Genomic DNA, 22385 nt, shown 5'->3' with positions numbered 1-22385 from the left:
CCGCGCCCGGCCCTGCATCGTCGCCTCGGTCAGATCAGTGCGCCGCATGTCGCGTGAACCTTTACCAGATCCCCTATGCGCTCGCGCTCGCTCAACGCCACTGGCGTTGATTTGTTGGGGCACAACAAGCCGCCCAGTGGACTGCCGCTCACAAAGGTGATGTGAGCGAGGGTCTCTGGCTAACAACCTCGATGTTAGCCGGAGCAGTCCTCAAAGGCGGCCAGGAAGCTAAAAGCGGAATTCAGCAAAGGAAAGTCGAAAACAAAAATGCCAAATATGCTGAAGTCCTGCGGTCGCGCGTACCCCGCGGAAGGTCCGGTCCCCAAAGTACCTTGAAGACCAAGATTCCTATCATCGACCTCGATGCGAGCGCATTAACGCGGGGGCCTCCTTTGTGTCCGGCACGTTGTCCACCGCAATCGGTAGCGGCTTGCCTCTCTCACTTGGGGCGGCGCATCGCCGCGTGCTGCAGCCGGAACTATCACCGAGGAGTAACACCAAACTTGAGGCGCACAACGGGTGGGATTAGGCTTCCGGCAAAGTGAAGAAGCAATGGCCTGATAACCCGGCGGTGGTCTACATGCGCCATACGATTAAGACCGCACCAAACGTCGTCATCCTCGAGGCGTCACACGCGCGGCGGGGATTTCCAATTTCCGGGATCGCCCGAACCCTCGTCACGGCGGCACTCATCGGGTTCTGTCTCAATGCCGACGTCGTCGCCTATGTGGCGCGCTACGCCGCTCAGCAGGAGTTATCTAAGTTCATCACGATCGTCCCGCCGGTCATGGCGCAACAGACGCCATTGTCGAAGGACGACGAGGCGGCGCAGCTCAAGCAGGCGGTCGACAGCGCGACAGCGCAACTGCGGCAGTCTCTGCAGCAAGAGCACGCGAGGGCTGAGGCGCTCGAAAAAGAACTTGTGAAGGCATGGCGGTACGTCGGGAAACTGCTGTCGATGCCCAACGGCGAGGCGCACCAGTTCAGCCAAGCGGTCGACAGCGCGACGGCGGTACTGTGGCAGTCTCTGCAGCAGGAGCGCGACAGGGCCGAAGCGCTTGCAACCGAACTGGCGGACGCGCGGCGCTCCATGGAACAGAAACCTGCCGTTGTGGAAGAGAGGCCCGGTGTCTCCTTGCCCGCCTGGGCAAACAGCTACGCCGCCTTCGTGAACCCCGCCCAGACCGCAGGTCAACCGGACGTGGGCACGGAGAACAGCAAATCGGCAATTAAACCAGGCGAACCAGCTCGCGTTGAACACAAACCGCGCGGGGGCTACGGCTGCCAGCACTTTCAGACCTACGATCCGGCATCCGGAACTTACATCGGCTATGACGGACGGCGGCGTTCCTGCCCATAAGTGCGGGGCGGTGTTTCGGCAACAAGTCTAGCTGACCTGCCGCTATGGGCAGCGAGATGCAGTCGCCCTCACTCGGCTGCTGCGGCTCCCTGACGACGTCACCGAACGTGTCGTCTTGTCGATCCATCCGAAGGCCATGCCGCGGTCCTGACGACGGACTAGCAGCGAGATGTCTGGATGCGGGCGCCGTGGGATGATGCGAAGGCGCTGCAACGGCAACTGGCAGATGACGCGCTCAAGATCGCAACGCGCGGGGCCGACAAAGAGGACCGCGCGGCGGCATCGTGATTGGGATGTCTTGACAACCTCAAGCCCGTCATCACGTCGTTTCAGGTTCTACTGCGATCTGATGGAGGAGATCAAAAATAGAGGTGAAGTGGTGCGCGCAGTAGTGCGGCGGCGCATATCAGTGCCACCGATAGTTAGTCTTGAACTTGCCTATTTGCAGCTCAGGATGGTCTGCGAATTGATCGCGTTGGCCTGCCTGACCGCGCACGGTGATGTGCCGGAAACGACGAGCAAAAGACTGACGAAAGCCTACAATGCCGACCAAATCATGAAGGCACTGGAACACCTTCACCCGGACTTTCATCCGATTCCGGGAAGGCAAGTGCACGATCAAACTGGCAAGGTAGTGGAGGTAATCCCTGTCGATGAACCGCACCTAACCAAGCGCGAGCTTCAACGATTGTACGGAGAGTGCGGCGACTTTCTCCATAGAGGAAACATTGAGCAGCTTATGAAAGTCCGGAGGCTGCCGGAGGTTTCTGAGATCGACACGTGGTTCAAGAAGATCACAGTGGTCGGATCAGACCTTCGGGCTTGACGCCGTTGATCGGCTGCACGGCAGCCAATTCGACAAGACCAAGCAACTCGAACGGGCTGAGCATAGTTGGCAGCGCAGGCGACGCGATGGAGGTGCCGAACAGGTTCCAGCTCAGGCTCGGACCACCATCGTCATCGTGGGCAGCCCCGTCGTGAACATGGCCTTCCGAATTGTCGCCGCCATGCGAGTGGACATGGCCCGCGAGCTGATCGTGAAAATGCACGGAACCGCTCAAGGACACGGCCGGCTCAGGCATGGCGCCGAAGACAGCTTCCACTTGAGAGACGGAAATCGAGGTGCCCTGAAGCAGAAACGCCGATATCGCCAGGAACATGATTGTTCTGGCGAATTGACGAAAGCGTTGGAGACGACCGCGCAACACGCGCACCATTTAAGAAGGTTTTTGCTGGTTTTTCAAGCGACGAGAGCGCATCCGGAACTCGGGCAATGCCGCGGCACCGCAGGCGCCACAGAACCCGAACTCCCATCACGCGAGGCACAGAGCAGCACTCAACCTGACCCATCGGTAGATATTCGATCGAGTCGTAGCCGATGCCGATGATCGGTCAGTAGGCGTGCCCCGCCCAGGACGGCGGCCAGCGTTCCCAGCCCGGTCCCGCCGGCAATCAGAAACATGATCAGCAGTTGATATTTTACTGCATCGACCGGCTCGACGCCCGCGAGAATCTGGCCGGTCATCATTCCCGGCAGGGAAACAAGGCCGATCGCCGCCATGCTGTTCATGATCGGCATGAAGCCGCTTCTCAACGCGTCCCGTATGATTGGCAGCAGGGCTTGGTGGCGGGTGCCGCCGAGCGCAAGACAAGCTTCTATGGCGGCTCGTTCGCGCACCAGGCTGTTCGTCAGCACGTCCAAGCCCAAGCTTATGCCGGTCATGGTGTTGCCCAGGATCATGCCCAGCAAGGGCAGCGCATAGCGCGGATGATACCAGGGATCCGGGCGTATCTCCGCTAAGAGCGCGAACATGGTAACGGTACCGGCGGCGAGCAGCGTGCATCCGCCGCCCAAGCCGTAGCTCCAAATGCTAAGCAGGCGCCGCTTCTGCCGCGCGACGATCTCCCGCGAGGCGAAGAGAACCATGATGAAAGCGGCGAGCGCGGTCCAAAGCGGCGATACCGCGGCAAACAAGAACGTCAGCACGTATCCAACAAGGACGAGCTGAACCACCATCCGCACTGTCGCGATGGCCAGTTGTTTTTCAAGCTTGAGGCGGAGAACAAGCGAGAGAACGCCGTCCATCACGACAATGAGAGCGGGGAGGGCCAGATCGCCGTACGAAAGCTGGATGTAGGTCACGGCTGATTATCCTCGATGCCACCATCGGGGCCCATCGCAAATATCCTTGACCCGACGCGGCGGGCTTGAGCGTCATCGTGGGTGCTCCAGATGACGCTGGTTCCATTCGAAATGCGTTCGGCGATCAAGGATTCCACGGCCGCAGCGGATGCAGAGTCGAGCGCCGAGGTTGGCTCGTCCAGCAGAAGCACCCGCGATCGCAGCATGAGCGCCCGCACTAGCCCCAATCGCTGTCGCTCGCCGGTCGAAAGTCTTTGGATCGACCAAGGTCCGCAGTCGTCCGGCAGTCCCAAACGTTTGACCAGCGCCAGGGCATCATCCCAGGCCGTAAAGTGTTCCTGCACGGTGTCGGACCACCAGCCAGGCTCGGCTGCGAGATAGGTCACTTGTTTTCGCCAGGCGGGGGCGGGCATCGCCTCCCTGGGCGTTCCGTCCAGCTTGACCGTTCCTTCGTTGGGATCGAGATCCGCGATGGAGCGGAGCAGCAAGGTCTTTCCGATTCCGGAAGGCCCCTGCAGGGCGACGCATTCGCCGTCCGGCAGGTCGAATGACACTGAGATGTGAAGGCGCCTGAGCCCGCTGACCGTCAGCATGCGTCAGAGCTTAAGCTGCAGCCGATCGGCAACCCGCCGAGCGATCTCCGCCGGCGCCTCGTCAGGGTAGGGATGCACCGAGCTGACATTGATCTCGCCGAGCACGTAGCTGTCGCTCCCATCGGCCTGGACGGGGCCGAGCATGAAGTCGGCATCCCAGAGCGCGGGCAGGTCGCCTCGCGCGATGTCCAGCAGCGAGGTTAACTGCGGCGTCCACTCGTCCTCCATCAACCGACGCAGCCGCTGGAAGCGGGGATCTGCGTTCGACGTGTAGACCCGCGACCCGGCTTCGGAACGTGCGGTCGGCGAGTCGACCAGGGCTTTGACCTTGTGATGGCCGAAACCGGCGCAACGATCGCCTGCCATGTAGCAGCGCACTACGCCCTCGGTCAGGCGATGTTGGAACGCCTGGTCGATCACGCTCCCGTTCTCGAAATACTCCGCGCAGCGACGGACAAAATCATCCAGCGTCAGGTCCTCGGGCGTATCCTTGGTTGCATCCAGCACCTTTATCATGGAGGAGGTCGGCAGCTTCTCGACCTTCCAGACGCCCTGGCCGCCGTTGCCCCGGTTGCGTTTGATCACCCGCGGGCCGGCGGCGAGCCTCGCCGGCAACTCGGCGCGCATGGCCGCAGCGGTCTGATATAGCGCCGTGTCGCTTCCCCAGCCCATCGAGCGGGTGCGATAGAAGACCTCCTTTGTGCCGATCTTGAGGATGACGTCCGGATGAGCGCTCACCCACACGCCCTGCGCGGCGACGTCGCGCAGCAGAGCGTCGAGATCGGCGCGGTTTCGACCGTCTTGAAGCGGGTTAACCCAAACGAGCACGCCGTCTACTGCGAGCAGTTGTTCGCGGACGGCGTCGGCGAAGCTTTCGTCGTAGATCGCGGGGTGCCCTTCCACGCCGACGGCGGCGAGCGCTTCGAATACGTCGACGAAGCGGCCGTCTTTCGAGGTGGCATCTCGGCGTGCGACGGCATCTCCTCGCGAGAGGATGGCGACGGTACGTCGAGGAGAGGGTTGTCGTTCGGTATCCATGCGCAAGCTCCACGTGTTGCGTGCTGCGCAGAACTTGGACCGAGGTCTCACCGGGAGTCTGCTTGATCCCGCACAGGCAGTCTAAGTGAACTCCTCCGGACCTTTCAAGATCGTAGCGGACGAACCTTGATGGCTCAGCAACGCTTGTCGCCCCCCTCGAATCGTGGGGGCATGAAAGATACGGCTTGTGCACAGGTTCCGGCGAATGCGAGAGCTAGTGCCAAAGTTGACAAGACCGCGAGCGATCTGGGTTTGCTCACAGGTTTCTCCCTTCTCGTCAGAACACTGTGCTAACTCCGCCGTCATGAGCATTGTTCGGAAACGAGCGCTGTTTTTGTTCCCGCAATGCCCCGGCCGAAGCGGTCAGTATTTCGGCCGGTGCGAAGTGGCCCATTCGCGTGCGTGTTCGATCGGCAAGCGCTGCACCGACGCGCGCACCTTTTGCGTCGCTGGCAAATTGTCCATGCGCTCCCGCCAGCGGCAGAATGCCGGGAACTTCGGATACATCGACTGCCCTTCCGCGGTCAGGCTGAAGGCGAACGTGCTCGGAAGCAGATAGAAATCCGCAATCGAGAGTTCGTCGCCGAGTAGGAAGTCCTTGCCATGCGCAAGCTGGCGTTCAGCGACTGTAAGGCCCGTCTCAACCTTGGGCAACGCGTGCGCCACGACCTTCTCGTCGGACGCAATGCCGAGTTCCGGGAAAACCAGACGCTCATGCGTCACGTGGTAGATCATGTAGGGGTAGTAGTAGTTGTTGATCGCGCTGATCCACTGGTTCATCCGCGCCCGCGCCTTGATGTCTTTCGGTGTCAGCAACACCCCGCCGAAGGCCTCGTCGACATAGGCAACGATTGCGCTCGTTTCATAGATGGTGAGATCACCGTGCCTGAGGATCGGGACGCGGTTGAACGGGTGGAGCGCCAGGTGATCGGGCTTTCCCATGACCGGTTCGAGGTCTTGGAAGTGGTAGGCCACGTCCTTGTGCGTCAGGATTAGGCGGACGATGTTGACAAAAGTGCTGCGTGGAAAGCCGTAGACGATCGGATCGGACATCGTTTTCTCCTTCTGACTTGGTCTCAGCACCAGAACGGCTTGGAGGCCTCGCGCAGCGCTTGCTCTCGCGTCAGGCCGAGATCGCGAAGCAGATGCGGGTCGTCGGCAATCTCGCGCAGCGCCATGCGCTGGAACGGCCGGTCAAGCCAGCTCCACCATCCCGGGCGCTGGGCGCCCGATCACGTTCCTGAGTTGGATTGATGAAGTGGGGCGGCCGGGTCGGCGGCCCGCACCGGTGGGTTTGAAAATGTATCGGTTAAAAGGACGGACATGACGGGCTCCAATTTGCTTGAAATGCATCACTGGAGCTGTTCAATAATGGTGCGGGGCGTTCTCCCGCAAAGCATCGTTTCTCGCGCCTGCCCTAGTTTTTCTCATGAGGTCGGTACGATGCGCCCACGCCTGCCACCGCTCAATGCCCTGAAGGCCTTCGAAGCCGCCGCGCGGCACGAGAGTTTTACGCGCGCGGCTGAAGAGCTTTGTGTCACCCAAGGCGCGGTAAGCCATCAGGTGAAAGCGCTGGAGACGGAGCTTGCGTTAAAATTGTTCAACCGTGAGCGGCAGCGTCTGATCATCACCGAGGCCGGTCGCGACTATCTTGCAGTCGTGCGCGACGCGCTCGATCGCATCGCCATCGGCACCGAGCGGTTGTTGCAGCGGCAGAATGCCGGCGTACTCACGGTCTCGACCTCACCAGACTTCGCCGCCAAGTGGCTGGTGCATCGGCTCGGCCATTTCGCGGAGACGCAATCGGGCATCGACCTCCGCGTCTCGGCCACGATGCATCACGTCGATTTTGCCCGCGAGGAGGTCGATCTTGCTGTACGTCACGGTGACGGCAATTGGCCGGGTCTGGATGCCGTTAGGCTCTGCTCGGAGCGGCTCTTTGCCGTGTGCAGTCCAAAGTTGCTGGTGGGGCGCCGCCGCATCAACGGGGCAGCCGACATTCTGAAGTTTCCTCTGATCCACCTGGACAGCCGGTCAGACTGGGCGAATTGGCTGCGGGGCGTCGGCATCGATGACGCCGACGTCACGCACGGCCCGGTCCTCAATCGTGCGAGCATGGTCATCGATGCGGCGATCAATGGGCAGGGTATAGCTCTTGCTCGCACGACCCTGTCGGCTTGGGATCTGATCAACGGTCGGCTGGCGCTGGCTTTTCCGGAGTCGTTGCCACTGTCGAAGAGTTATTGGATCGTTTGCCCCAAGGCGACCACGTCGCTGCCAAAGATTGGCACCTTTCGCGAGTGGCTGCTCACGGAGGCGTCGAACGATCTACGCCGGCTCAAATCGGTTGCTGGGGCTTCGAAGATGAAGCGACGGTAATATCCAAGCGCTCCCACCTTGCCCCAACTATCGTTGCTCGGGAGGCCGGTGCGTCTGGGCCGCGCGTCGATGCCGCCGCGATCGGAACAGAAGGCCCATACTTTTGTTCAATCGTCCGGGGCCTAACTAAGGAAAAAGGGCCATGATTGCTTACAGACTTATGACCTTGGGAGCGGTGCTCGCCTTCAGCGCTACGTCCGTGTATGCTGGCCCCTGCAACACGGCGAGCCGCGATGCAGGATCAGGAAATGTCCCGGGGTATACCGGGCAGACCACTGGTTCCACAGCAGCTGGTTCCAAGCAGCAACCGCCGACATCTTCGATGGGCAAAGCCACAGAGCATACCGCGACGTCGTCGGAAGACGCGCAGCGCCAGATGCAGAGCCAGCCGACCGCTGCCGAGCAATCGACGGCGACCAAGCCTGCCCCTTCCGCACAGCAACCGGATAAGACGGCAGGCACGGTCGATCAGACACGTCCCGCGCCCACTGAACAGTCAAAGAAGGCGACGGCCGGTGCAGCGGAGCCCGCACCGTCCGAGAAAAAGGCAACGGACTGCTAGAGGCGCGGGGAGGGGAACGTATCGTCGGCTGGTCGAAAGCCCCTCGCAAATCGTGCGCCCCTCCGCTGCCGCGATGACAACATCTGCTTGCTGCAGTTGGGCCGCGAGCAGCATGCTTGAGGGCTTCGACTTGAGATTCGTTCTGGCGTCGCTCCGGTCCCAGGGTGCATAGTGGTTCCATCACCGCACGGCACCGTGGCTTCGATCGGTGATGAGAACGCCGGTTGCGCTCCCGCCCAATTCGCTAGGGGAAGGAGAGTGCCATGAGACGACGCCCACAACCCTATATCTTTGATGAGAATCTGCACGCGGAGAGAGCCAGCATCATAGCGGAATTGGAAAATACGCAGCCAGGACCGCAGCATGACCTTCTAGAAAGCAAACTGCGCCAGCTCGAAACCGCTTCTCATGTAGACGGGTGGCTGACGTCACCAGGCCTGCAAGCTCCTGAAGAATAACGCCGCTTCAGTTGGTGGCCTGTCGTTTGCGAAAGGGGGCAGCAGATGGAAGAGTACCGCGTACATATCATGGGCCTTGATGGGCACATTGAGCACAGCATCCAAATAATCTGCGAGGACGAACCGAAGCTAAGAGGCGCCGCCGTGGTGATGCTGACGTACAGGCCAGGGCACTTACGGTCGTAGAACTTGGACCTCTTGGCGACTCGTTTCTCGCACAGGCGGTCGTTCAGGATGACGCTGCTATTGCGGCCCCGCTTGCCGGCGGGGGAGGGGACAATGGTAGTATCCATATGGTTTCGGCTCCTAAGGCTTCGGACCAAAGGGCTCGGCTTTGGGGCTTTCAGTCTGTCGTGCGGACACTGAAAGGCTTTAGGGCCGGGCCCTTATTTTGGTGAAGCCCGCTGAAACAGCTCGCATCAGGGTAGCGCAAAAGCACGTATTTCATAGGGTTTTCGTAGTTTCGGCGTGTTTCACCGAGTGCCAAAATATTGACGTGTGGGCTATGCCGGGAATTTCGCGCAAGGCGGGACAGGATTCGACGGCGAACATGTCGGATGCCCATGACGATAGGATGATGCGCTTCTCCGGAGCGGTGAGTTCCTTGTCGTTCAGGACGTCGTCCGGAGACGAGTAGTGCGCGGCCGGGTGGAAGAGGGGGTTGAGGTTGCCCCTATTGGTATTTGCGTTGGTCATCGTGGAATCCCTTTACTCTCCTTTCGTGTGGGATGCGGTCGTCGGGTGACGACCGGAGCCGCCGCGGAGCGCGGCCACGCTTGCGCGCGCCACGTTCCGCGTCGAACTTGGAAGCGGCCTCAGGCGGCCTTCTGCTCGATCTGCGTTGAGGAATTGCTGCCGCCGTTTCCGATCTGGATCCGGCGCGGCTTCATGGCTTCCGACACCTCGCGGACGAGGTCGATGATCAGAAGACCATCGCGGAAGGAGGCCTCCTTGACCTGGACGTAGTCGGCGAGATTGAAGATGCGCCGGAACGGGCGCGCGGCGATGCCCTGATACAGATACTCGCCGGCCGCCGTCTCGGGCTTCTTGCCTTCGATGGTCAATGCATTCTGCTCGGCCACGACCGTGATGTCGTTGGCGCCGAAGCCGGCCACCGCCAGCGTAATCCGATAGTTGTCCTCGCCGGAACGCTCGATGTTGTAGGGTGGATAGTTGTCATCGGTCGCCTGGCGGGGCGCAGTGTCGACGAGGCCGGCCAGGTGGTCGAAGCCGATGGTGGAGCGCCACAGGGGCGCGAAGTCGAAGGTGGTCCTCATACCAAGTCCTCCTAAGAGCAAGATGGTTACGAAGGAGCGCAAGACGGCGGTCCGGAGATCCCGGCTGGCGCCCGCGGCGGACCCGTGAAGGCGTCCGGCACACCGCTCTCGCGGCGAAAAACGACTTAGAGAACCGCAATGGCGATTCAAGAGGACGGTCAAAATTTTTGAGCCCCGACTGGTTAACCCGCAGTGGCCGGATTTGCGCGCTGCACGACTGCCCTCTTGACAGAGATTTCGGCCTAGATATTTTTTGCGCCGGGAAGTCGCTTCCCGTTTCTCGAATCATAAAGGATCTAGAAGACCGTCAGGAGTGACGATGATGATTGATGAAGATCTTGCCCGCATTCGTGCGCACCGCAGCAACATCCACCGCTATCGCAGCCTGCTGAACACGCGGCTCTCGGATCTTGAACGCCAGTTCATCGAACGGCGTCTTTCCGAGGAGAGTGCGGCGCTGGAGGCGTTGAGTTCCCGGACCTTTCCTATCGCGTTCAACATGCCTCCGAGAACGCCCGCACCGACGAGCGTGGGGGCGGCGTCATGACCGACGTCAGGGACTTGCTGATCCGCGGCAACGAAAAGGTCGTCGCCCACTACCGGCAACTGCTTGCCGGGGCGAAGACCGAAGAGGAACGGGAGCTCTACCTGACTAGGATCGACCGCGAGCAGCGGCTGCTGGACCAGCTCCAGAATGGCTTACCCGGACTGTTCGCTGCATGAACTCCCGAACCGAAGAGGATGACTACGCGGGCTTCGACATCGTGTTGAAGCCTCGCGGACGCGGGCGGTGGAAGTGGGCCGTTTGCGGAGCTGGAGGCGAAGTCATGCTGTCCGGTTCGGATTGCAGTCGGGCGGGCGCGAGATACAAGGCCGAGCGCGCGTTGTTTCTTCTGTTGTGCGCAAGTGCCTCACGATCTGCGTCCGCCGGACAATGGAGGGCGACGGTATCGCCGCCGTCTCACCATATTCGGCGCTAGGCGGCGGCCCTTAGGGCGCCAAGCCGCTTGCGAAGAAACGCGAGCACCATGATTTCGTCGGACGTGAGCTTTGCGTACTGGCGCTTGAAGTTCTGCGCGATCCTGGCTTCGATCATCTTGACCAGATCGCCGGAGATGTAGGCGTTCAGGACCTCGGGATGGACGTAGCATTTGCGACAGATGGCCGGCGTGTTGCCGAGTTGTTTGGAAACGCTCTCAATCCGCGACGACGTTGCGCTTGGCCTCGGCCTGGCTGTCGTACTTCCTGAACTCGGCCAACGCCATCGCCGCCAGCACCGTCCCCGCCCAGGTGCGGAAATCCTTGGCTCTGAAGTCCTCGCCCGTGATCTCCTTGACGTAGACGTTGACGTCGCCCGAATCCACTGTGCGCGGCTCTCCGTCGTCGTCCAGGTACTTGAAGAGTTCCTGGTCCGGGAGTTCAGCGCAGCGCTTCAATCGCGGCGATGCGATTGTCCTCGACTCGCAGCTTCCATAGCTTTCCCGACTTGCCAGTGAACTCGAACCGCAGGACACCACGACCGATCGCGACGTGCTTGCGTCGCATCGTGGTCAGTCCTGCTCGTGTCCGGCTATGCCGAAGGCGAAGGCGTTGCGCCTGATCTACCACGGATGGTCAAGCCATTCAGCAGCAACGAACTCGCCGCCAAACTGGCCAGCCTGTCGAGCGGCGGATAACGGTAAGCCAATGCTAGATGAGCCTCGCCCCAGCGGATACACACGTCAGCGCCACGTGGAAGGCCGCTTTGCCTCAACTTCCATGGGCCTATTCACGACGCCCCCGAGAGCTTCGGTGCTTACGAGGGCACAGGCGTCGCACCTGAACAGCCTGCAATCCGCGTGCTGCCCCAAAAATCGCATTTGCTGCAAACAAAGCTCGCACGCCCGAACCGGCACGGCCCGCGTCGCCTAAGATCGACCCCATCCCCGTCCTCGCTTCTGCACGCCGGCGGGCATAGGAATCTGATTCGAGGCGAGTTCCAAGAGGCATTCACCTCGACCTATGGAGGGGACGGATCAGTGCTCGACCTTTTCGCGATCGGGGCGATTGCACTTCGCCCCCAAGGGGAAGATCGGTTGCAACTGTGATCAGGCCGCCCGGGCGACGGAGCGCCGCTTCTGGCGAAGATATCGCGTGATCTCCGGCAACGTCATCGCGTTCAGGACCCGATCAGATGGCACGCCGCCCTTACGCGCCATCTCGACGCCCCAGTGCATGTGATCGAGCTCGGGGATCGAATGGGCATCCGGGTTGATGCTCATCATGCAGCCGAAATCAAGGGCTGCCTGGTGCCAGCGCCAATCGAGGTCGAGACGCCACGGATGGGCGTTGATCTCGACGGCGACGTCGTGCTTGGCGCAGGCCCGCAGCACCTTTTCGACGTCAATTTCGTAACCTGGCCGCCGCTGGAGCTGTCTACCGGTCATGTGGCCAATGATGGTGATATGAGGATCAGCGATGGCCCGGAGGAGGCGTTGCGTCTGCGCCTTGCGGTCCAGTTTGAAACGGCCATGGATGCTCGCGACCACGAAGTCGAAGTGCTCCAGCACATCGTCCCCATAGTCCAGCGAGCCGTCGGCCAGGATGTCGGACTCGATGCCCTTGAGGATCCGGAAATCCTTGCCGAAGCGCTTGTTGAGCCGGTCGGCTTCCCGGTGCTGCTGCGCGATCTCGTCCACCGACAGACCACCGGCATAGTGCGCCGATTTGGAATGGTCAGCGACCCCGAAATACTCGAACCCGCGTTCGCGGGTCGCCTTCGCCATCATCTCCAGTGTCTCGGTGCCGTCGGAGGCGTCCGTGTGGCAGTGAAGGATCCCGCGCAGGTCCATGTCGGTGACGAGTTTCGGCAACTTGCCTTTTAGAGCTAGTTCGACCTCGCCACGCCCCTCACGGAGTTCGGGGTCGATAAAAGGCAGGCCGAGGGCGCGGTAGATGTCGGCCTCGTCGCCCGCAATCAGCGTGCGGCTTTTGTGCAAGCCATCGGTCTCCAGCCGCATTCCCTTCTCCGCGGCCAAAGCTTGAAGTTGCTCGACATGAGCTGCGGAGCCGGTGGCGAAGAGGAGGGCGGCGCCGAAATGTTTACGATCGGATAGGTGGATCCGCAGTCCGTCTCCCGTCGAGGCCTTGCCGGCATCGGGAGCTTCCGCAACGATCGTCAGATCACCGACAAGTTCGCAGCCTCGGCGGAAGTCGCCTGCGACTGTGACGCGCTTCAGCTCTGGCCGGGCCTTACGGAGCGAGTCCTTGGCGCGCGCGAGCAGGGCGGCGGCACGGTGCAGATGGAGGCGGCCTTCTCCGCTTTTCGCTATGGCCAGGTTCTGCAGGATCTTGGTCTGGAGAGCGGCGCCCAGCCCCTTCGCCTTCTTGATGCGGTCGGCCTTGGCCGCAGCCTCCAATTCGGCGAGGGAGATGATGCCGAGATCCTTGTAGAGACGCAGCACTTTCTCCGGACGGAGACCGGGCACAGCAAGCATCTCGATCACACCCGCAGGAATCTCCTTCCGCAGTTTCTCGAGGCTCGGATGAGTGCCCGTCTTGTGAAGCTTGGTGATGATGTCAGCTATTGCGTCGCCGACGCCAGGAATCTCTTTGAGCCGGTCTTCGGCGATGAGCGTATCGAGAGGGATGGCGAGGGCCGCCAGGCTATCGGCAGCCCGAGAATAGGCTTTCGCCCGGTAGGGATTGCCACCGCGCAGGGCGGTGCGTTGCGCATATTCTCGCAGGAGACTTGCAACGGTGCGAGAGTCGAGCGACGGCAATCAACGAATCTCCCGTGCCGTGCTTTGCAAGTTGGGATCAAAGCGACTTTGAAGGGCCGGGGCGTCATCGGCCCGTTGATCGATAGACTTCTCAAGCTTCTGCGCTGTCCGAAAGTCCTCAAGGTGCTGGGTGTTAGGACCATAAGAGGCCTCTTTCTTGAGGAGACTATAGATCCGCCCGGCCACAAGCTGAAGGTGCTTCATCCTGCCCTTTGGCATCGATCGGGCCTTGCAAAGGGCTCGGACCGCAAAGGCGCGAAAGTAGTCAAATGCATCTGACATGATGGTCGGTAAACGCCGATCCGCGTCTATAGTTCGTTCGCCATCCGAGCAAGGCAGCGCATCATTTCGAGTGCTGCTTGATCGTCTTGATCGCGTGGTCCGGTCCGTGCCAACCCAGGAATTCAAGCTCCTTCTTTTCGAGCGCGACCGTCGCGCGGAAGAACTGTTCGAGTTCCTCGACCGCCCGGGCGGGGAGCTTCCGTATGTCCTCCAGATCGGTTTCGAGCGGCGAGCGGTCCGGCACCGCGAACACCCGATCATTGCGCTCTTCCTTGCCCTTGCTTCTCTGCAGCACCTCGAGCACGCCGACCGGACGGCAGGGCAGCACGACACCGGGATAGGTCCGGGAGTCGTGGATTACCAGGACGTCGACCGGATCGCCATCCTCGGCCCTAGTGGAAGGGATGAACCCCCAGTCGTACGGGTAGGTGAGGCCGGCCATCAATGGTTTGGCGAGCGTGAAGACTTTCAGTTCGGGATCCCAGTCCAGCTTACAGGAGCTGCCGCGCGGCGTCTCCACAACACAGTTCGCCAGGTCTTTGTCCGCCCAGGTCGGCAGCTTGAGAAAATTCACCATGGGTTGAGAACCGGCGAGCGAAAGCCGGGTTCCAGATACGACCGCGCTTGCTGGTCGGGCGCGGGTGGTGCCTCGCGTTACTGAGCTGCTCCTGCTGCGGCGAACTCCCTTATCTCCCTGCCAGCGTGAGAGAGTCCGCAATGCAGGGTCAAGCGATCGCCATTGAACGGCAACTTCGCGATTAACTATCGGAACGCCTTCCGCGGGTCTAGGTTGGCTCGATGCCCAATCACAAGGCAGCGCGTCTGCGACTGCCGGGTGCCCTGTCGGGACTCGAGATGACCTTGCCTATCTAGGAGATATTTGTTGACTGATCCGAATTGTCCGAGCTGCGGCGGCCTCGGCTGGGTGTGCGAAAATCACCCTGATAAAGCGTGGACTGAGAAAGAAGGCGGCTGCCAGTGCGGCGCTGGCATGCCCTGCGCTTGCAACAAAACGGAGGACGAGGGTATCCTTGATGTCGAAGGGATCATCGAAGAGATTGGCGGCAATCCGATGCGATCAGACTGATGGCCACGAAGCCCAGTAACGGCGCCGTCACTTCTTCGGAACTTTCTTGCCTTTCTTGCGCGCCTTTGAAAGGCCGATCGCAATTGCCTGCTTCTTGCTTTTCACCTTGCCGCCCTTTCCGCCACGGCCGCTCTTAGCCGTCCCCTTCTTGTAGCGTCGCATCTCGCTCTTGACGTCCGAGCCCGAGCTCTTTGAGTACCGACGCTTCTTCTTGGCTTTCTTTGCCATGGGTAGGTTCTCTCTCCGGTTTTAGGACGACAAACGAGCTCCTTGTCTTTCCACGCGAAGCATCGCTTCGTCGCTGTCTGGCTGCCCCAATCAAACAATCTTAGCGGAGCCGACTGGTTCCAAACCCTAGCTCCGAGCATCCAGACGCGCTGACAGCAGTGCCTTTTAGGAACGCTGCCAAGTGCTTCACTATTGAAGAGTTGGAGAACCTTTATCGATGCGCCGCACCAGAACTCGGTTAAAACACCAGGCATCCGGACAAGCTCGTCGGCGCGATCGGCGGCTTGGCGCCGAGGAAGATGAAGAAGGTATCGAGGATTGGATGGTAGGTGGCGGCGACAGCCAATCAGGTTGAACCGCAGGTGCTTGTAATTTGTGTTTGGTACCTTGAAAAAAGGTTTCCCGCTCCACAATCGAGGGCTGTCGGAAGCACGGCTGATCGGTGCCTATCGAACACAGGAGCGTTTTCCACTTGTCATTGCGGGACCATGGTTCGCCCCGATGATGTTCAACGAGCCCGGAGAAGGGCACCATATTCTCGGCGAGGTCTATCAGGTTGATGTCGCGCAGCTCGCGACGCTTGACCGCATAGAGTCTGTAGGCAAGCCGGGCAATTGCCGTCTGACTATTGATTTGGAAGCGGCTTCGAGTGGTGGGCGGGTTTCAGCATTCGGCTACATGAAATCCCGCGAGATAGCGCAGGGTATCTATCATTCTGGATATCTCGAAAGTTACCATGACCATCGGTTTGTTCCGATTGAGGCCCGATGACCCGAACGTCGCCTTCAGGACAAGGAGGCGACGTCGCTATGAAAGAGGTCGTCAAATCAGACGACTCCAAATTGTGCCGTTCAACGGCAGACCACTTGGGTATTACCCGTGCGGTCCCGCGTGCCCGTCCCAAAATAGCCGTGCTTGGGCCGGTACTTCTGAGCATCGGTGGCAGCGGGCGCGGCCTTGATGCCATCCGCGATCGCGTCTTCGGCGCTGGCGTTTATTCACGCGAGCTTCCGCTGGAGCGCATGGCGCGAGACGGGCGCATCATGTTCAGCAACTTCACCAAGACCGACTCCGGCACACTGCTGTTGACCGGCAACAACACCTATAGCGGCGAAACGCATGTCGATGGCGGTACCTTGGCCATCATCTCCGCCAGCAATCTCGGTTCGGGACCGTCGACGTCGACGGTTTTCATCGATGGCGCGACGCTGGCGACGCTCGCCGACATCAGCCTCGATCGCAGGGTACGTCCGCACTGGTTCAATCTTCGACATACATCGCGATCCGGGCGGCAGGCCCGCTCAGAATTCAGTTACAGGAGCGCAAAAGCCACCTAGCTCACTTCGGCCCCCATGCGGAAGACTGAATAAGGTATCGCAGCTCCGATGGGTGTGGGGAACGGCGGTAGCGCTCTCCTGACTCGAACCCCCCGACGGATGCACGATCCGCCTTTTTCGCTCTCGTCAATCGAGACTCGTCATTCCGACAAGGAGAAAACCCGTTGCGTCTTCAACGTAGGTTTGGCGGCTCGGTTGTCGGAATAGGCATTGATTTTCCTGGCAGATCATTCGCCTCTTAATCAGCGGGTCCCAGGTTCGAGCCCTGGTGCGCCCACCAAATCGAAAGCCCTATTAGCGCAGGGTTTTCCATTTCAGGCGACAGAGCAAAGAGCGTCTCGTGCGACGCTGTTAGCGGTCGGACATCGCACCGTGCGTGACTTGGCGATGTTCGCGAGATGTTCTTGCTGGTTCGCATCACCGTCGCGCTCGTCATCTCGCATGTATCGTCCATGACTTGTCGCACGCCCACGAGAGCGTCGCGTTTCGTCGAAGTTGTGACGCTGACCGACGTCGAGGACGTCCCTGGCGAGATAGGCGCACAAGAGCGCTGCCAGCGCCGTGACCATCATGTAGTCCGAGACTGGCCAGCTCGCGTCGCCACTCCGCTGCACCAGCAGCTTCGAAATCAGTTGCGTAAAGCCGCCGACGACAGCGCCGCTGACTTCGTTTGAGAAGACGAGACAGTGTAGCGGATCCGCGTGTCGAACAGCTCCGAATAGAACGCCGCGATGGATCCGGAGATCGATGCGACGCCGAAAGACAAGCCGGCGATGCCTCTGTTGATTTCCGAATTACGGAATTTCAAAGAGGTCGCCCGGGCGGAATATGGAAAGACGTCTTACCTAAGCGGCGGCGGACTGTTCTGCGGCGCAACACCCTCGCCGGGCCGCTCGATTGCTGCCGCCGTCAAGCGGGCGATGACACAGCGCGCAGATTGACGGACGCGTCTTCATAATCGCGTTTTCGACGACCCGCATGCTGCTCCTTGCCAGCAACTCCTTGATTTGAATCAGGGAGCATCGCGCCAAATTTGGGATGCTCGGCATACGACGGGGATTGGCTGCCTAGAGGATTTCTACGTAGTGGCTTATACTGATTGTGTGGTCGATGTGTCGCGACGGTAGGCTAAATTTATCGGAGAGTTGTCTGCATATGCCAGGAAACTAGCGGTTCGAAAGTTAGCACTGCAGGAAGGCGAGTGTATCATGTCCCTTCAGGAGACGCCGGTCAGCCGACATGTTCGAAATGCCTCCGGAAGGTCGAGGCGCACGCGCAAGGGCGCGAATGAGATGGCCCGGTTGGAGATGCTGCTCAAACGCAGAGCCTATAGCTCGTCCAGGTTCTCTTGCGACAAGATCATCGAGGCAGCCCTCTCATGAAACGAATTCTCATTGCTGATGATCATGATGCTGTTCGATCCGGGCTACGGGCGGTCCTCGAGCAGCGGCCGGGTTGGATGATTGTCGCCGAGGCGTCCGACGGAAAATCGGCATTTGAGGCCGCTCTCAAAGAGCGGCCCGATGTTGCGATCGTCGACTTCTTCATGCCGCGCATGACGGGATTGGAAATAACCCGAGGAATAAAAAAACATCTCCGCGAAACTGAGGTGCTGATCTTTACCGCGCACGAATCCGGAGTGCTGGCTCAAGAGGCGCTTCAAGCGGGTGCGCGCGCGTTCCTGGTCAAGTCGGACGCAAACAAGCTGCTGCTGGCTGCCGTTGAAGCGCTAATGGCACGTAAGCCATTCGTCGGCGGACGATTTTGTGGTCAGTCGGGTCGAGAAGACGAAGCTGGTGAGGGGCATGTGAAGCTGTCTCCGCGAGAGCGACTCGTTGTTAAGCTCGTGGCCGAGGGGTACAGCAACAAGGGTATCAGCGCGATGCTGAGCTCAAGCGTGAAAACCACGGAAACGCATCGGGCGTCGGCCATGGGAAAACTGGGGGTCAATTCGATAGCTGGACTGGTCCGCTACGCGATCCGAGCAAAATTGATTGAAGAGTGAACGAAATCAGCGCGGCCCGCTGCGCTTCGCAACCGATCGCTGCGGTGAAGCAGAGCTGATCGCTGCGGAAGCACAGCTCTGTCCTTCCCCGTCCGCGAAGGGATCGCGGACGGTCACCTCCAGCGCCACCCGCAGTGGCGGCGACCGCGATGCCACCAGCAAACCCAACGGCGCCTGCGCGGTCGCGGCCGCCCCCAACCAGGGCCATGCGGAGGCCCCCACTGCGCCTGCGTCGCGAGATCGGTGGTTACCGCGGCCCGTCCCGGATTTGCGGCGACCGGCATAGCCTCCGCTGTCGCAATGAAACGAACGCCGATTGCGCCGACAACTGCTGCGGCGACGGCGCCCTGCGCAAAACCAAGGAAGGCACGACGTGTGGGAGCGTCCATTGTTCTTCTCTCTTCTTGTTACGCAGTTTCAAGTACGGACTACGGTAGCGGGGAACGGCAACGTTGGCATCCGACGAAACCCCGAGCAATTGGCTCGGATTATTCCCGCCGTCCTGGATACTCGGGTCATGTGGTTCGCGCCGGGACCGGACGTGCCTTCGCGCGCTCGCGCAGGCGCTGAAACGTGACGTAGAGCATCGGCACCATAAAAATCCCGATTGAGCTTGCGGCGAGCGTGCCATCGTCTGATCGCTTCGACGATGCCGACAGCGGGCGGAGGGCCTGCGGCTGGCTGTGTCCAGCCCGCGCCGCGAGCGATGAATGTCAGGAAACCCGCCGCCAGCATCCTGGTCAAGACGTCCGCAAGGTCCATTGTCCGCTCTCTGCTCCGGGGTTCGGGACAAGCCACTATCCCGGTCCGCGCGGGCCGAGTGTCAGGTTCGTAACTCCCGCCGCGAGGTTCAATCCGATCGATCGCTCGATCGACAGAGGCTGGAGCGCAATCGTCCGGCGAGAGCCTCCGATCAGAACGTTCGCTCCGAGACCGGGACCGAACGCGACATTGCCGCTCGCCCCCACGTAGCTCCCGCGCAGCGTGCCGGGGCCGACGCGCGAGTTCCTGGCGAAGACGGCCCATGAGAGGGTTCCTGCGCTGGTCACGCCGATGTCGAGACCAACGCGTCTGATCCGTCCGTCGTAGACGTACTGCCGGGTCGGGCGTCTCGTGATGAATACGCAACGAAGCTCCTGCGCGGAGCCGAGCACCAGCCCAACGCGCGGAGTGCTGGTGCATACGAGCCGGCCGACCCTGAACGCCTCGGCGCGTGCGGGCAGGGCGTCGACGCACATCAAGGCGGATCCGCAGATGATCGCAAGAAGCAGATTAATGCGCATTCAGGCCTCCGTTTGACTTCCGGTGTTGGTGGGCGAACTCCCTGGGCTGCGATCCTGGCGAAGCCAGAACGTGATGCCGAGGCCGATCAACAGGACGGCGCCCAACAGGAAGAAGATGATGGATTGCTGTAACCAGGATATCGCCGGAACCGTGACGCCCATCGCAAGGCCGAGGAAGGCAATTTGCGGCGACAGAAGACTGACGCCCGCGAGGAAGGTGCCGAGCGCAAGTAATGTGAGAAGGACGAGGCTGGTCGCCGGCGTCGGCAACAATTGCTGAACGCCTGACACCAGCATGATGTTCATCGTGACCAGGACGGCAACCCAGTGCAGCGCCTGGGTCCAGATCAGTCGCCACCGGGCCTCCTTGCCATCGACCTCCTGCCATTTGTTGATGACGCACACAACGCCGATGGCGAGCGCGAGAAATTCCCAATAACCAACGAGAGGCTGGTGAGAGGCGTTGGTATAGGCGACGCCCGCGACGGCGAGCACCAGTGCAATGATGTATGGAAGTTGCTGCCACAGAAAATGTTTCATCCGCGCGTGCGCCGGGGATGGCTCCATTCCGTTGTTCCGTTCGGCTCGAATCTCGCTCATGGCGCGCCCATTTGCGATGGTCCCTTGTTGGACATGCGCCCGCTGCTATCGCCGAGGTAATCCTCGACGTACAATCTAATGATCGCGACCCGGCCGACCGCGACCAGCGGCATGGCGAGTGCGATACCCATCACGCCCAGCATCGCGCCCAACAGCACGATCGCGACCAATGTCCATGCGGGAGGAATTTCGACCGCCTGGCGCTGGATCAACGGGCCGATCACATAGCCCTCGATCGATTGAATGATTGTGTAGATGACGACGGCCCAGATCAGCAGCGATGCGCCGAGCGGCATCGCGACGAGCGCGATCGGGATCGCGGCAAGGATGGGCCCCAGATACGGAACGAAGTTGGAAAGGCCCGCCTGCAGCCCAAGCACGAAGGGACCGGGAAGCCCGATCAGATAGAGCGCGACCCACACGCACAGTGTCATCAGGATGATGCGGATCAGCTGACCGACGAACCACAGCCGCAGGACGTTTCCCATCTCGTTCATTACGGCGCGTGTTCGGGCGCGATAGAAAGGCTTCACCAGCATCACGAGACTCTCGCGATGGCTGGTGGGGTCAAAGGCGAAGAGGATACCGACGAACGCGATCACCAGCACACCGGTCAGAAAGCTCGACGCTCTGCCAAGGACGAGCTGGGCGTGGCTGAAGAACCGGCCTTGATCGGACAGCAGCCATTGCGCAAAATCGCGCCCCCATTCCGGACCAAGCAGATCGACGCCGTAGGTCAGAAGGCGTTGCTGCAAGACGTCGAACTGGGTGTCCATGACCTTCAGCAGGATGCGTGTTTGCTCCGGCAGCTTGCCGCCTCCCCAGACGAGGCCTAGTCCGACCATGGTGGCGAACAGCAGCAGCACGAATGTCAGCCGCCAGACACGATTGAGTGGAATTAGTAACGCCAGTGCGCGTGCGGCGGCATCCAGAAAGGCAGCGAACAGCACGCCCGCGAAGATGAGGAGAAGACTCGAGGCCGCTTGCCATACGAGGAAGAGAGCAACGCAAACGGCGAGCAGGGCGAGACCCGTTGCGAGAAAGCCGCGCCGCCTGTCGGTCATGCCCTGGTCTGGAGGCACGCGGACCACGACCTCGCGCGGTTGCTCTTGTCCTGTCCTCACGTCGCTCATCGATCGGGTGTCTCGGCGGCGAATTGCAATGACGAACTGTCGCGCCGGGGCTCAGGTGCGAACACGGCGGCTGCCAAAATGGGGATGCGAGCCGCCGCGATGACGCCAGTAGCGATGCTTGGTGGGGTTCGTATTCGTATTTGGCGCGGCGGCGCTTGGCGCAGGTGTCGTGACTTCCTTTGGCGCGGCTGTGGTCGGATTGGTCGTCTGCGCCTGGGAACTGGTCGAGTGCGCGGTCGCAATCGATCCGGCAAGGATCAGGGTACCGCAAATGGTCCGGACTTTCATGATTGTCTCCAACTGATCCGCAACACTTCAGATCGAGATAGCGCCGACGGCCAACGCATAGACGCGGACGCATGCGGCGAGCCCTCAACCCCGGAGATGAGGTGGGCGGAAGGGGCTATCTGAACGGGGTAGGCCGGCCACCGTCGGTTACGAGACTAGAGGCGGCGTCTCGGTCCGCACATCAGGGATTCTATGTAGAGGGCGAGGCAGGAAATCGGTCGACAGCCCCTAATGAGGACTTGTCGACCCGGGCGTAGCGGCCGGGGCGACCAGCACGAAGCTCGCGCGGAACAACTCGCCCGCTTTAGCGAGTTCGGTCGCGATATGCCTGGCGTGCAGAACGGCGGCGTCCTGGTCGGCGCACTCGCATCCAATTCCGTCCGGACAAAGGCCGTACTTGTCGACGATGTGAAAGAAGTAGCGCATGCGAACGGATTAGGCCGGTGCGTGACCAGCTTCCAGTGACAAAGGTGTAAGAGTCCAGGCAAAAAGAAGCAGGATAAGGAGCCTCGGGTAACCCAAGGTTACGTTTCGGTAAGCCGCTCTGTCGGAACACGGGTCTCCCGAGCTA

General features: G+C 60.8%; 30 protein-coding genes and 1 pseudogene. 13 read left to right on the top strand and 18 right to left on the bottom strand.

From position 1 onward, the window contains the following. Positions 1 to 541: 541 nt before the first annotated feature. Complete coding sequence (locus tag NLM25_RS32785) at positions 542 to 1360, top strand: BA14K family protein (RefSeq protein WP_254121828.1); 819 nt, start codon at positions 542 to 544, stop codon at positions 1358 to 1360. A 349-nt stretch (positions 1361 to 1709) separates the two neighbouring features. Next, positions 1710 to 2186 (top strand): hypothetical protein, encoded by a 477-nt coding sequence (locus NLM25_RS32775; RefSeq protein ID WP_254139785.1) that lies wholly within the window; start codon positions 1710 to 1712, stop codon positions 2184 to 2186. Here NLM25_RS32775 and NLM25_RS32770 read toward each other — a convergent pair. From NLM25_RS32770 to NLM25_RS44505, 6 genes are all read right to left on the bottom strand, one after another. After that, positions 2155 to 2577, bottom strand: a complete 423-nt coding sequence (locus tag NLM25_RS32770) for a hypothetical protein (protein WP_254121826.1) — start codon at positions 2575 to 2577, stop codon at positions 2155 to 2157. The genes NLM25_RS32775 and NLM25_RS32770 overlap by 32 nt on opposite strands. Positions 2578 to 2696: 119 nt before the next feature. Beyond that, complete coding sequence (fetB, locus tag NLM25_RS32765; protein ID WP_254121825.1) at positions 2697 to 3503, bottom strand: ABC transporter permease; 807 nt, start codon at positions 3501 to 3503, stop codon at positions 2697 to 2699. Next, entirely contained in the window at positions 3500 to 4096 is a 597-nt protein-coding gene (locus tag NLM25_RS32760; RefSeq protein ID WP_254121824.1) for an ATP-binding cassette domain-containing protein, read from the bottom strand. Before NLM25_RS32760 ends, fetB begins: the two co-directional genes overlap by 4 nt. A gap of 3 nt (positions 4097 to 4099) precedes the next feature. Further along, positions 4100 to 5134, bottom strand: coding sequence for a Cj0069 family protein (locus NLM25_RS32755; RefSeq protein WP_254139784.1), 1035 nt, complete (start codon positions 5132 to 5134; stop codon positions 4100 to 4102). A 363-nt stretch (positions 5135 to 5497) separates the two neighbouring features. Beyond that, positions 5498 to 6187, bottom strand: a complete 690-nt coding sequence (locus tag NLM25_RS32750; protein WP_254139783.1) for a glutathione S-transferase family protein — start codon at positions 6185 to 6187, stop codon at positions 5498 to 5500. 23 nt (positions 6188 to 6210) lie between these two features. Then, positions 6211 to 6312, bottom strand: coding sequence for a DUF1127 domain-containing protein (locus tag NLM25_RS44505; RefSeq protein WP_375166894.1), 102 nt, complete (start codon positions 6310 to 6312; stop codon positions 6211 to 6213). Positions 6313 to 6577: 265 nt separating this feature from the next. Here NLM25_RS44505 and NLM25_RS32745 point away from each other — a divergent pair, with 265 nt between their 5' ends. From NLM25_RS32745 to NLM25_RS32735, 3 genes are all read left to right on the top strand, one after another. Further along, positions 6578 to 7513, top strand: a complete 936-nt coding sequence (locus NLM25_RS32745; RefSeq protein WP_254121822.1) for a transcriptional regulator GcvA — start codon at positions 6578 to 6580, stop codon at positions 7511 to 7513. 322 nt (positions 7514 to 7835) lie between these two features. Then, positions 7836 to 8075 carry a hypothetical protein gene (locus NLM25_RS32740; protein WP_254121821.1) on the top strand — a complete coding sequence of 80 codons (240 nt, stop codon included), beginning with the start codon at positions 7836 to 7838 and terminating at the stop codon, positions 8073 to 8075. Positions 8076 to 8338: 263 nt separating this feature from the next. Further along, a complete protein-coding gene (locus NLM25_RS32735) occupies positions 8339 to 8533 on the top strand; it encodes a hypothetical protein (RefSeq protein ID WP_254121820.1) in 195 nt (64 codons plus the stop codon). Between the two features lie 444 nt (positions 8534 to 8977). Here the strand turns inward: NLM25_RS32735 and NLM25_RS32730 are convergent, their stop codons facing one another. After that, positions 8978 to 9229: a hypothetical protein gene (locus tag NLM25_RS32730; protein WP_309143628.1), complete on the bottom strand. Its 252-nt coding sequence runs from the start codon at positions 9227 to 9229 to the stop codon at positions 8978 to 8980. Positions 9230 to 9348: 119 nt separating this feature from the next. Further along, on the bottom strand, positions 9349 to 9810 hold the full coding sequence (locus NLM25_RS32725; RefSeq protein WP_254139782.1) for an Hsp20 family protein: 462 nt from the start codon (positions 9808 to 9810) through the stop codon (positions 9349 to 9351). Positions 9811 to 10129: 319 nt separating this feature from the next. Between NLM25_RS32725 and NLM25_RS32720 the strand changes: the two genes are divergently transcribed. Next, positions 10130 to 10357 carry a hypothetical protein gene (locus tag NLM25_RS32720; protein ID WP_309143627.1) on the top strand — a complete coding sequence of 76 codons (228 nt, stop codon included), beginning with the start codon at positions 10130 to 10132 and terminating at the stop codon, positions 10355 to 10357. Then, the gene (locus NLM25_RS32715) at positions 10354 to 10533 is read left to right on the top strand and encodes a hypothetical protein (RefSeq protein WP_254121818.1); all 180 of its coding nucleotides are present in this window, start codon (positions 10354 to 10356) and stop codon (positions 10531 to 10533) included. The genes NLM25_RS32720 and NLM25_RS32715 overlap by 4 nt, the downstream gene beginning before the upstream one ends. A 473-nt stretch (positions 10534 to 11006) precedes the next feature. Here the strand turns inward: NLM25_RS32715 and NLM25_RS32710 are convergent, their stop codons facing one another. The 4 genes from NLM25_RS32710 to NLM25_RS32700 all read right to left on the bottom strand — a co-directional run bounded on the left by NLM25_RS32710 (position 11007) and on the right by NLM25_RS32700 (position 14430). Then, positions 11007 to 11246 (bottom strand): hypothetical protein, encoded by a 240-nt coding sequence (locus tag NLM25_RS32710; protein ID WP_254121817.1) that lies wholly within the window; start codon positions 11244 to 11246, stop codon positions 11007 to 11009. Beyond that, positions 11230 to 11355 (bottom strand): hypothetical protein, encoded by a 126-nt coding sequence (locus NLM25_RS43970; protein WP_256565523.1) that lies wholly within the window; start codon positions 11353 to 11355, stop codon positions 11230 to 11232. Before NLM25_RS43970 ends, NLM25_RS32710 begins: the two co-directional genes overlap by 17 nt. 542 nt (positions 11356 to 11897) lie before the next feature. Next, positions 11898 to 13571: a DNA polymerase/3'-5' exonuclease PolX gene (locus tag NLM25_RS32705; protein ID WP_254121816.1), complete on the bottom strand. Its 1674-nt coding sequence runs from the start codon at positions 13569 to 13571 to the stop codon at positions 11898 to 11900. A gap of 343 nt (positions 13572 to 13914) precedes the next feature. Next, entirely contained in the window at positions 13915 to 14430 is a 516-nt protein-coding gene (locus tag NLM25_RS32700; RefSeq protein WP_254121815.1) for an inorganic diphosphatase, read from the bottom strand. Positions 14431 to 14736: 306 nt separating this feature from the next. Between NLM25_RS32700 and NLM25_RS32695 the strand changes: the two genes are divergently transcribed. Continuing rightward, positions 14737 to 14940 carry a hypothetical protein gene (locus tag NLM25_RS32695; RefSeq protein ID WP_254121814.1) on the top strand — a complete coding sequence of 68 codons (204 nt, stop codon included), beginning with the start codon at positions 14737 to 14739 and terminating at the stop codon, positions 14938 to 14940. A gap of 30 nt (positions 14941 to 14970) precedes the next feature. Here the strand turns inward: NLM25_RS32695 and NLM25_RS32690 are convergent. Further along, a pseudogene (locus NLM25_RS32690) lies at positions 14971 to 15168 on the bottom strand (DUF6496 domain-containing protein); the annotation flags it as partial. Between the two features lie 375 nt (positions 15169 to 15543). Between NLM25_RS32690 and NLM25_RS32685 the strand changes: the two are divergent. The 5 genes from NLM25_RS32685 (at position 15544) to NLM25_RS32665 (ending at position 18510) form a co-directional block, all read left to right on the top strand. Continuing rightward, on the top strand, positions 15544 to 15939 hold the full coding sequence (locus NLM25_RS32685) for a gamma-glutamylcyclotransferase family protein (RefSeq protein WP_254121813.1): 396 nt from the start codon (positions 15544 to 15546) through the stop codon (positions 15937 to 15939). A 38-nt stretch (positions 15940 to 15977) separates the two neighbouring features. Continuing rightward, on the top strand, positions 15978 to 16505 hold the full coding sequence (locus NLM25_RS32680; protein ID WP_254121812.1) for an autotransporter-associated beta strand repeat-containing protein: 528 nt from the start codon (positions 15978 to 15980) through the stop codon (positions 16503 to 16505). 404 nt (positions 16506 to 16909) lie between these two features. Next, complete coding sequence (locus NLM25_RS32675) at positions 16910 to 17179, top strand: hypothetical protein (protein WP_254139781.1); 270 nt, start codon at positions 16910 to 16912, stop codon at positions 17177 to 17179. Positions 17180 to 17236: 57 nt separating this feature from the next. Beyond that, complete coding sequence (locus tag NLM25_RS32670; RefSeq protein ID WP_254139780.1) at positions 17237 to 17446, top strand: hypothetical protein; 210 nt, start codon at positions 17237 to 17239, stop codon at positions 17444 to 17446. Between the two features lie 437 nt (positions 17447 to 17883). Continuing rightward, entirely contained in the window at positions 17884 to 18510 is a 627-nt protein-coding gene (locus tag NLM25_RS32665; RefSeq protein WP_254115807.1) for a response regulator transcription factor, read from the top strand. Between the two features lie 797 nt (positions 18511 to 19307). On the opposite strand, the gene NLM25_RS32660 is transcribed toward NLM25_RS32665, so the two are convergent. The 5 genes from NLM25_RS32660 to NLM25_RS44500 form a co-directional block, all read right to left on the bottom strand. Further along, complete coding sequence (locus tag NLM25_RS32660) at positions 19308 to 19793, bottom strand: DUF992 domain-containing protein (protein WP_254139779.1); 486 nt, start codon at positions 19791 to 19793, stop codon at positions 19308 to 19310. Further along, positions 19794 to 20393, bottom strand: a complete 600-nt coding sequence (locus NLM25_RS32655; RefSeq protein ID WP_254139778.1) for a hypothetical protein — start codon at positions 20391 to 20393, stop codon at positions 19794 to 19796. Continuing rightward, entirely contained in the window at positions 20390 to 21526 is a 1137-nt protein-coding gene (locus NLM25_RS32650; protein WP_254139777.1) for an AI-2E family transporter, read from the bottom strand. The genes NLM25_RS32655 and NLM25_RS32650 overlap by 4 nt, the downstream gene beginning before the upstream one ends. A gap of 51 nt (positions 21527 to 21577) precedes the next feature. After that, complete coding sequence (locus NLM25_RS32645; protein WP_254139776.1) at positions 21578 to 21814, bottom strand: hypothetical protein; 237 nt, start codon at positions 21812 to 21814, stop codon at positions 21578 to 21580. Positions 21815 to 22042: 228 nt separating this feature from the next. Beyond that, positions 22043 to 22240 carry a hypothetical protein gene (locus NLM25_RS44500; RefSeq protein WP_375166808.1) on the bottom strand — a complete coding sequence of 66 codons (198 nt, stop codon included), beginning with the start codon at positions 22238 to 22240 and terminating at the stop codon, positions 22043 to 22045. Positions 22241 to 22385 lie beyond the last annotated feature (145 nt).

The organism is Bradyrhizobium sp. CCGB01 (assembly GCF_024199795.1).
Taxonomy (GTDB): Bacteria; Pseudomonadota; Alphaproteobacteria; order Rhizobiales; family Xanthobacteraceae; genus Bradyrhizobium.
Note: the sequence above shows the minus strand (reverse complement) of the source record. Positions and strands in the feature narration are given on the sequence as shown.

Coding starts and splice junctions, on each gene's coding strand:
- NLM25_RS32715 (WP_254121818.1), top strand. CDS start 10,354: ATGACCGACGTCAGGGACTTGCTGATCCGCGGCAACGAAAAGGTCGTC.
- NLM25_RS32760 (WP_254121824.1), bottom strand. CDS start 4,096: ATGCTGACGGTCAGCGGGCTCAGGCGCCTTCACATCTCAGTGTCATTC.
- NLM25_RS32650 (WP_254139777.1), bottom strand. CDS start 21,526: ATGAGCGACGTGAGGACAGGACAAGAGCAACCGCGCGAGGTCGTGGTC.
- NLM25_RS32730 (WP_309143628.1), bottom strand. CDS start 9,229: ATGACCAACGCAAATACCAATAGGGGCAACCTCAACCCCCTCTTCCAC.
- NLM25_RS32680 (WP_254121812.1), top strand. CDS start 15,978: ATGAAAGAGGTCGTCAAATCAGACGACTCCAAATTGTGCCGTTCAACG.
- NLM25_RS44500 (WP_375166808.1), bottom strand. CDS start 22,240: ATGCGCTACTTCTTTCACATCGTCGACAAGTACGGCCTTTGTCCGGAC.
- NLM25_RS32740 (WP_254121821.1), top strand. CDS start 7,836: ATGGGCAAAGCCACAGAGCATACCGCGACGTCGTCGGAAGACGCGCAG.
- NLM25_RS32665 (WP_254115807.1), top strand. CDS start 17,884: ATGAAACGAATTCTCATTGCTGATGATCATGATGCTGTTCGATCCGGG.
- NLM25_RS32645 (WP_254139776.1), bottom strand. CDS start 21,814: ATGAAAGTCCGGACCATTTGCGGTACCCTGATCCTTGCCGGATCGATT.
- NLM25_RS32755 (WP_254139784.1), bottom strand. CDS start 5,134: ATGGATACCGAACGACAACCCTCTCCTCGACGTACCGTCGCCATCCTC.
- NLM25_RS32700 (WP_254121815.1), bottom strand. CDS start 14,430: ATGGTGAATTTTCTCAAGCTGCCGACCTGGGCGGACAAAGACCTGGCG.
- NLM25_RS32775 (WP_254139785.1), top strand. CDS start 1,710: ATGGAGGAGATCAAAAATAGAGGTGAAGTGGTGCGCGCAGTAGTGCGG.
- NLM25_RS44505 (WP_375166894.1), bottom strand. CDS start 6,312: ATGGCGCTGCGCGAGATTGCCGACGACCCGCATCTGCTTCGCGATCTC.
- NLM25_RS32725 (WP_254139782.1), bottom strand. CDS start 9,810: ATGAGGACCACCTTCGACTTCGCGCCCCTGTGGCGCTCCACCATCGGC.
- NLM25_RS32720 (WP_309143627.1), top strand. CDS start 10,130: ATGATGATTGATGAAGATCTTGCCCGCATTCGTGCGCACCGCAGCAAC.
- NLM25_RS32670 (WP_254139780.1), top strand. CDS start 17,237: ATGGATCCGGAGATCGATGCGACGCCGAAAGACAAGCCGGCGATGCCT.
- NLM25_RS32660 (WP_254139779.1), bottom strand. CDS start 19,793: ATGCGCATTAATCTGCTTCTTGCGATCATCTGCGGATCCGCCTTGATG.
- NLM25_RS32745 (WP_254121822.1), top strand. CDS start 6,578: ATGCGCCCACGCCTGCCACCGCTCAATGCCCTGAAGGCCTTCGAAGCC.
- NLM25_RS32655 (WP_254139778.1), bottom strand. CDS start 20,393: ATGAGCGAGATTCGAGCCGAACGGAACAACGGAATGGAGCCATCCCCG.
- NLM25_RS32750 (WP_254139783.1), bottom strand. CDS start 6,187: ATGTCCGATCCGATCGTCTACGGCTTTCCACGCAGCACTTTTGTCAAC.
- NLM25_RS32770 (WP_254121826.1), bottom strand. CDS start 2,577: ATGGTGCGCGTGTTGCGCGGTCGTCTCCAACGCTTTCGTCAATTCGCC.
- NLM25_RS43970 (WP_256565523.1), bottom strand. CDS start 11,355: ATGCGACGCAAGCACGTCGCGATCGGTCGTGGTGTCCTGCGGTTCGAG.
- NLM25_RS32735 (WP_254121820.1), top strand. CDS start 8,339: ATGAGACGACGCCCACAACCCTATATCTTTGATGAGAATCTGCACGCG.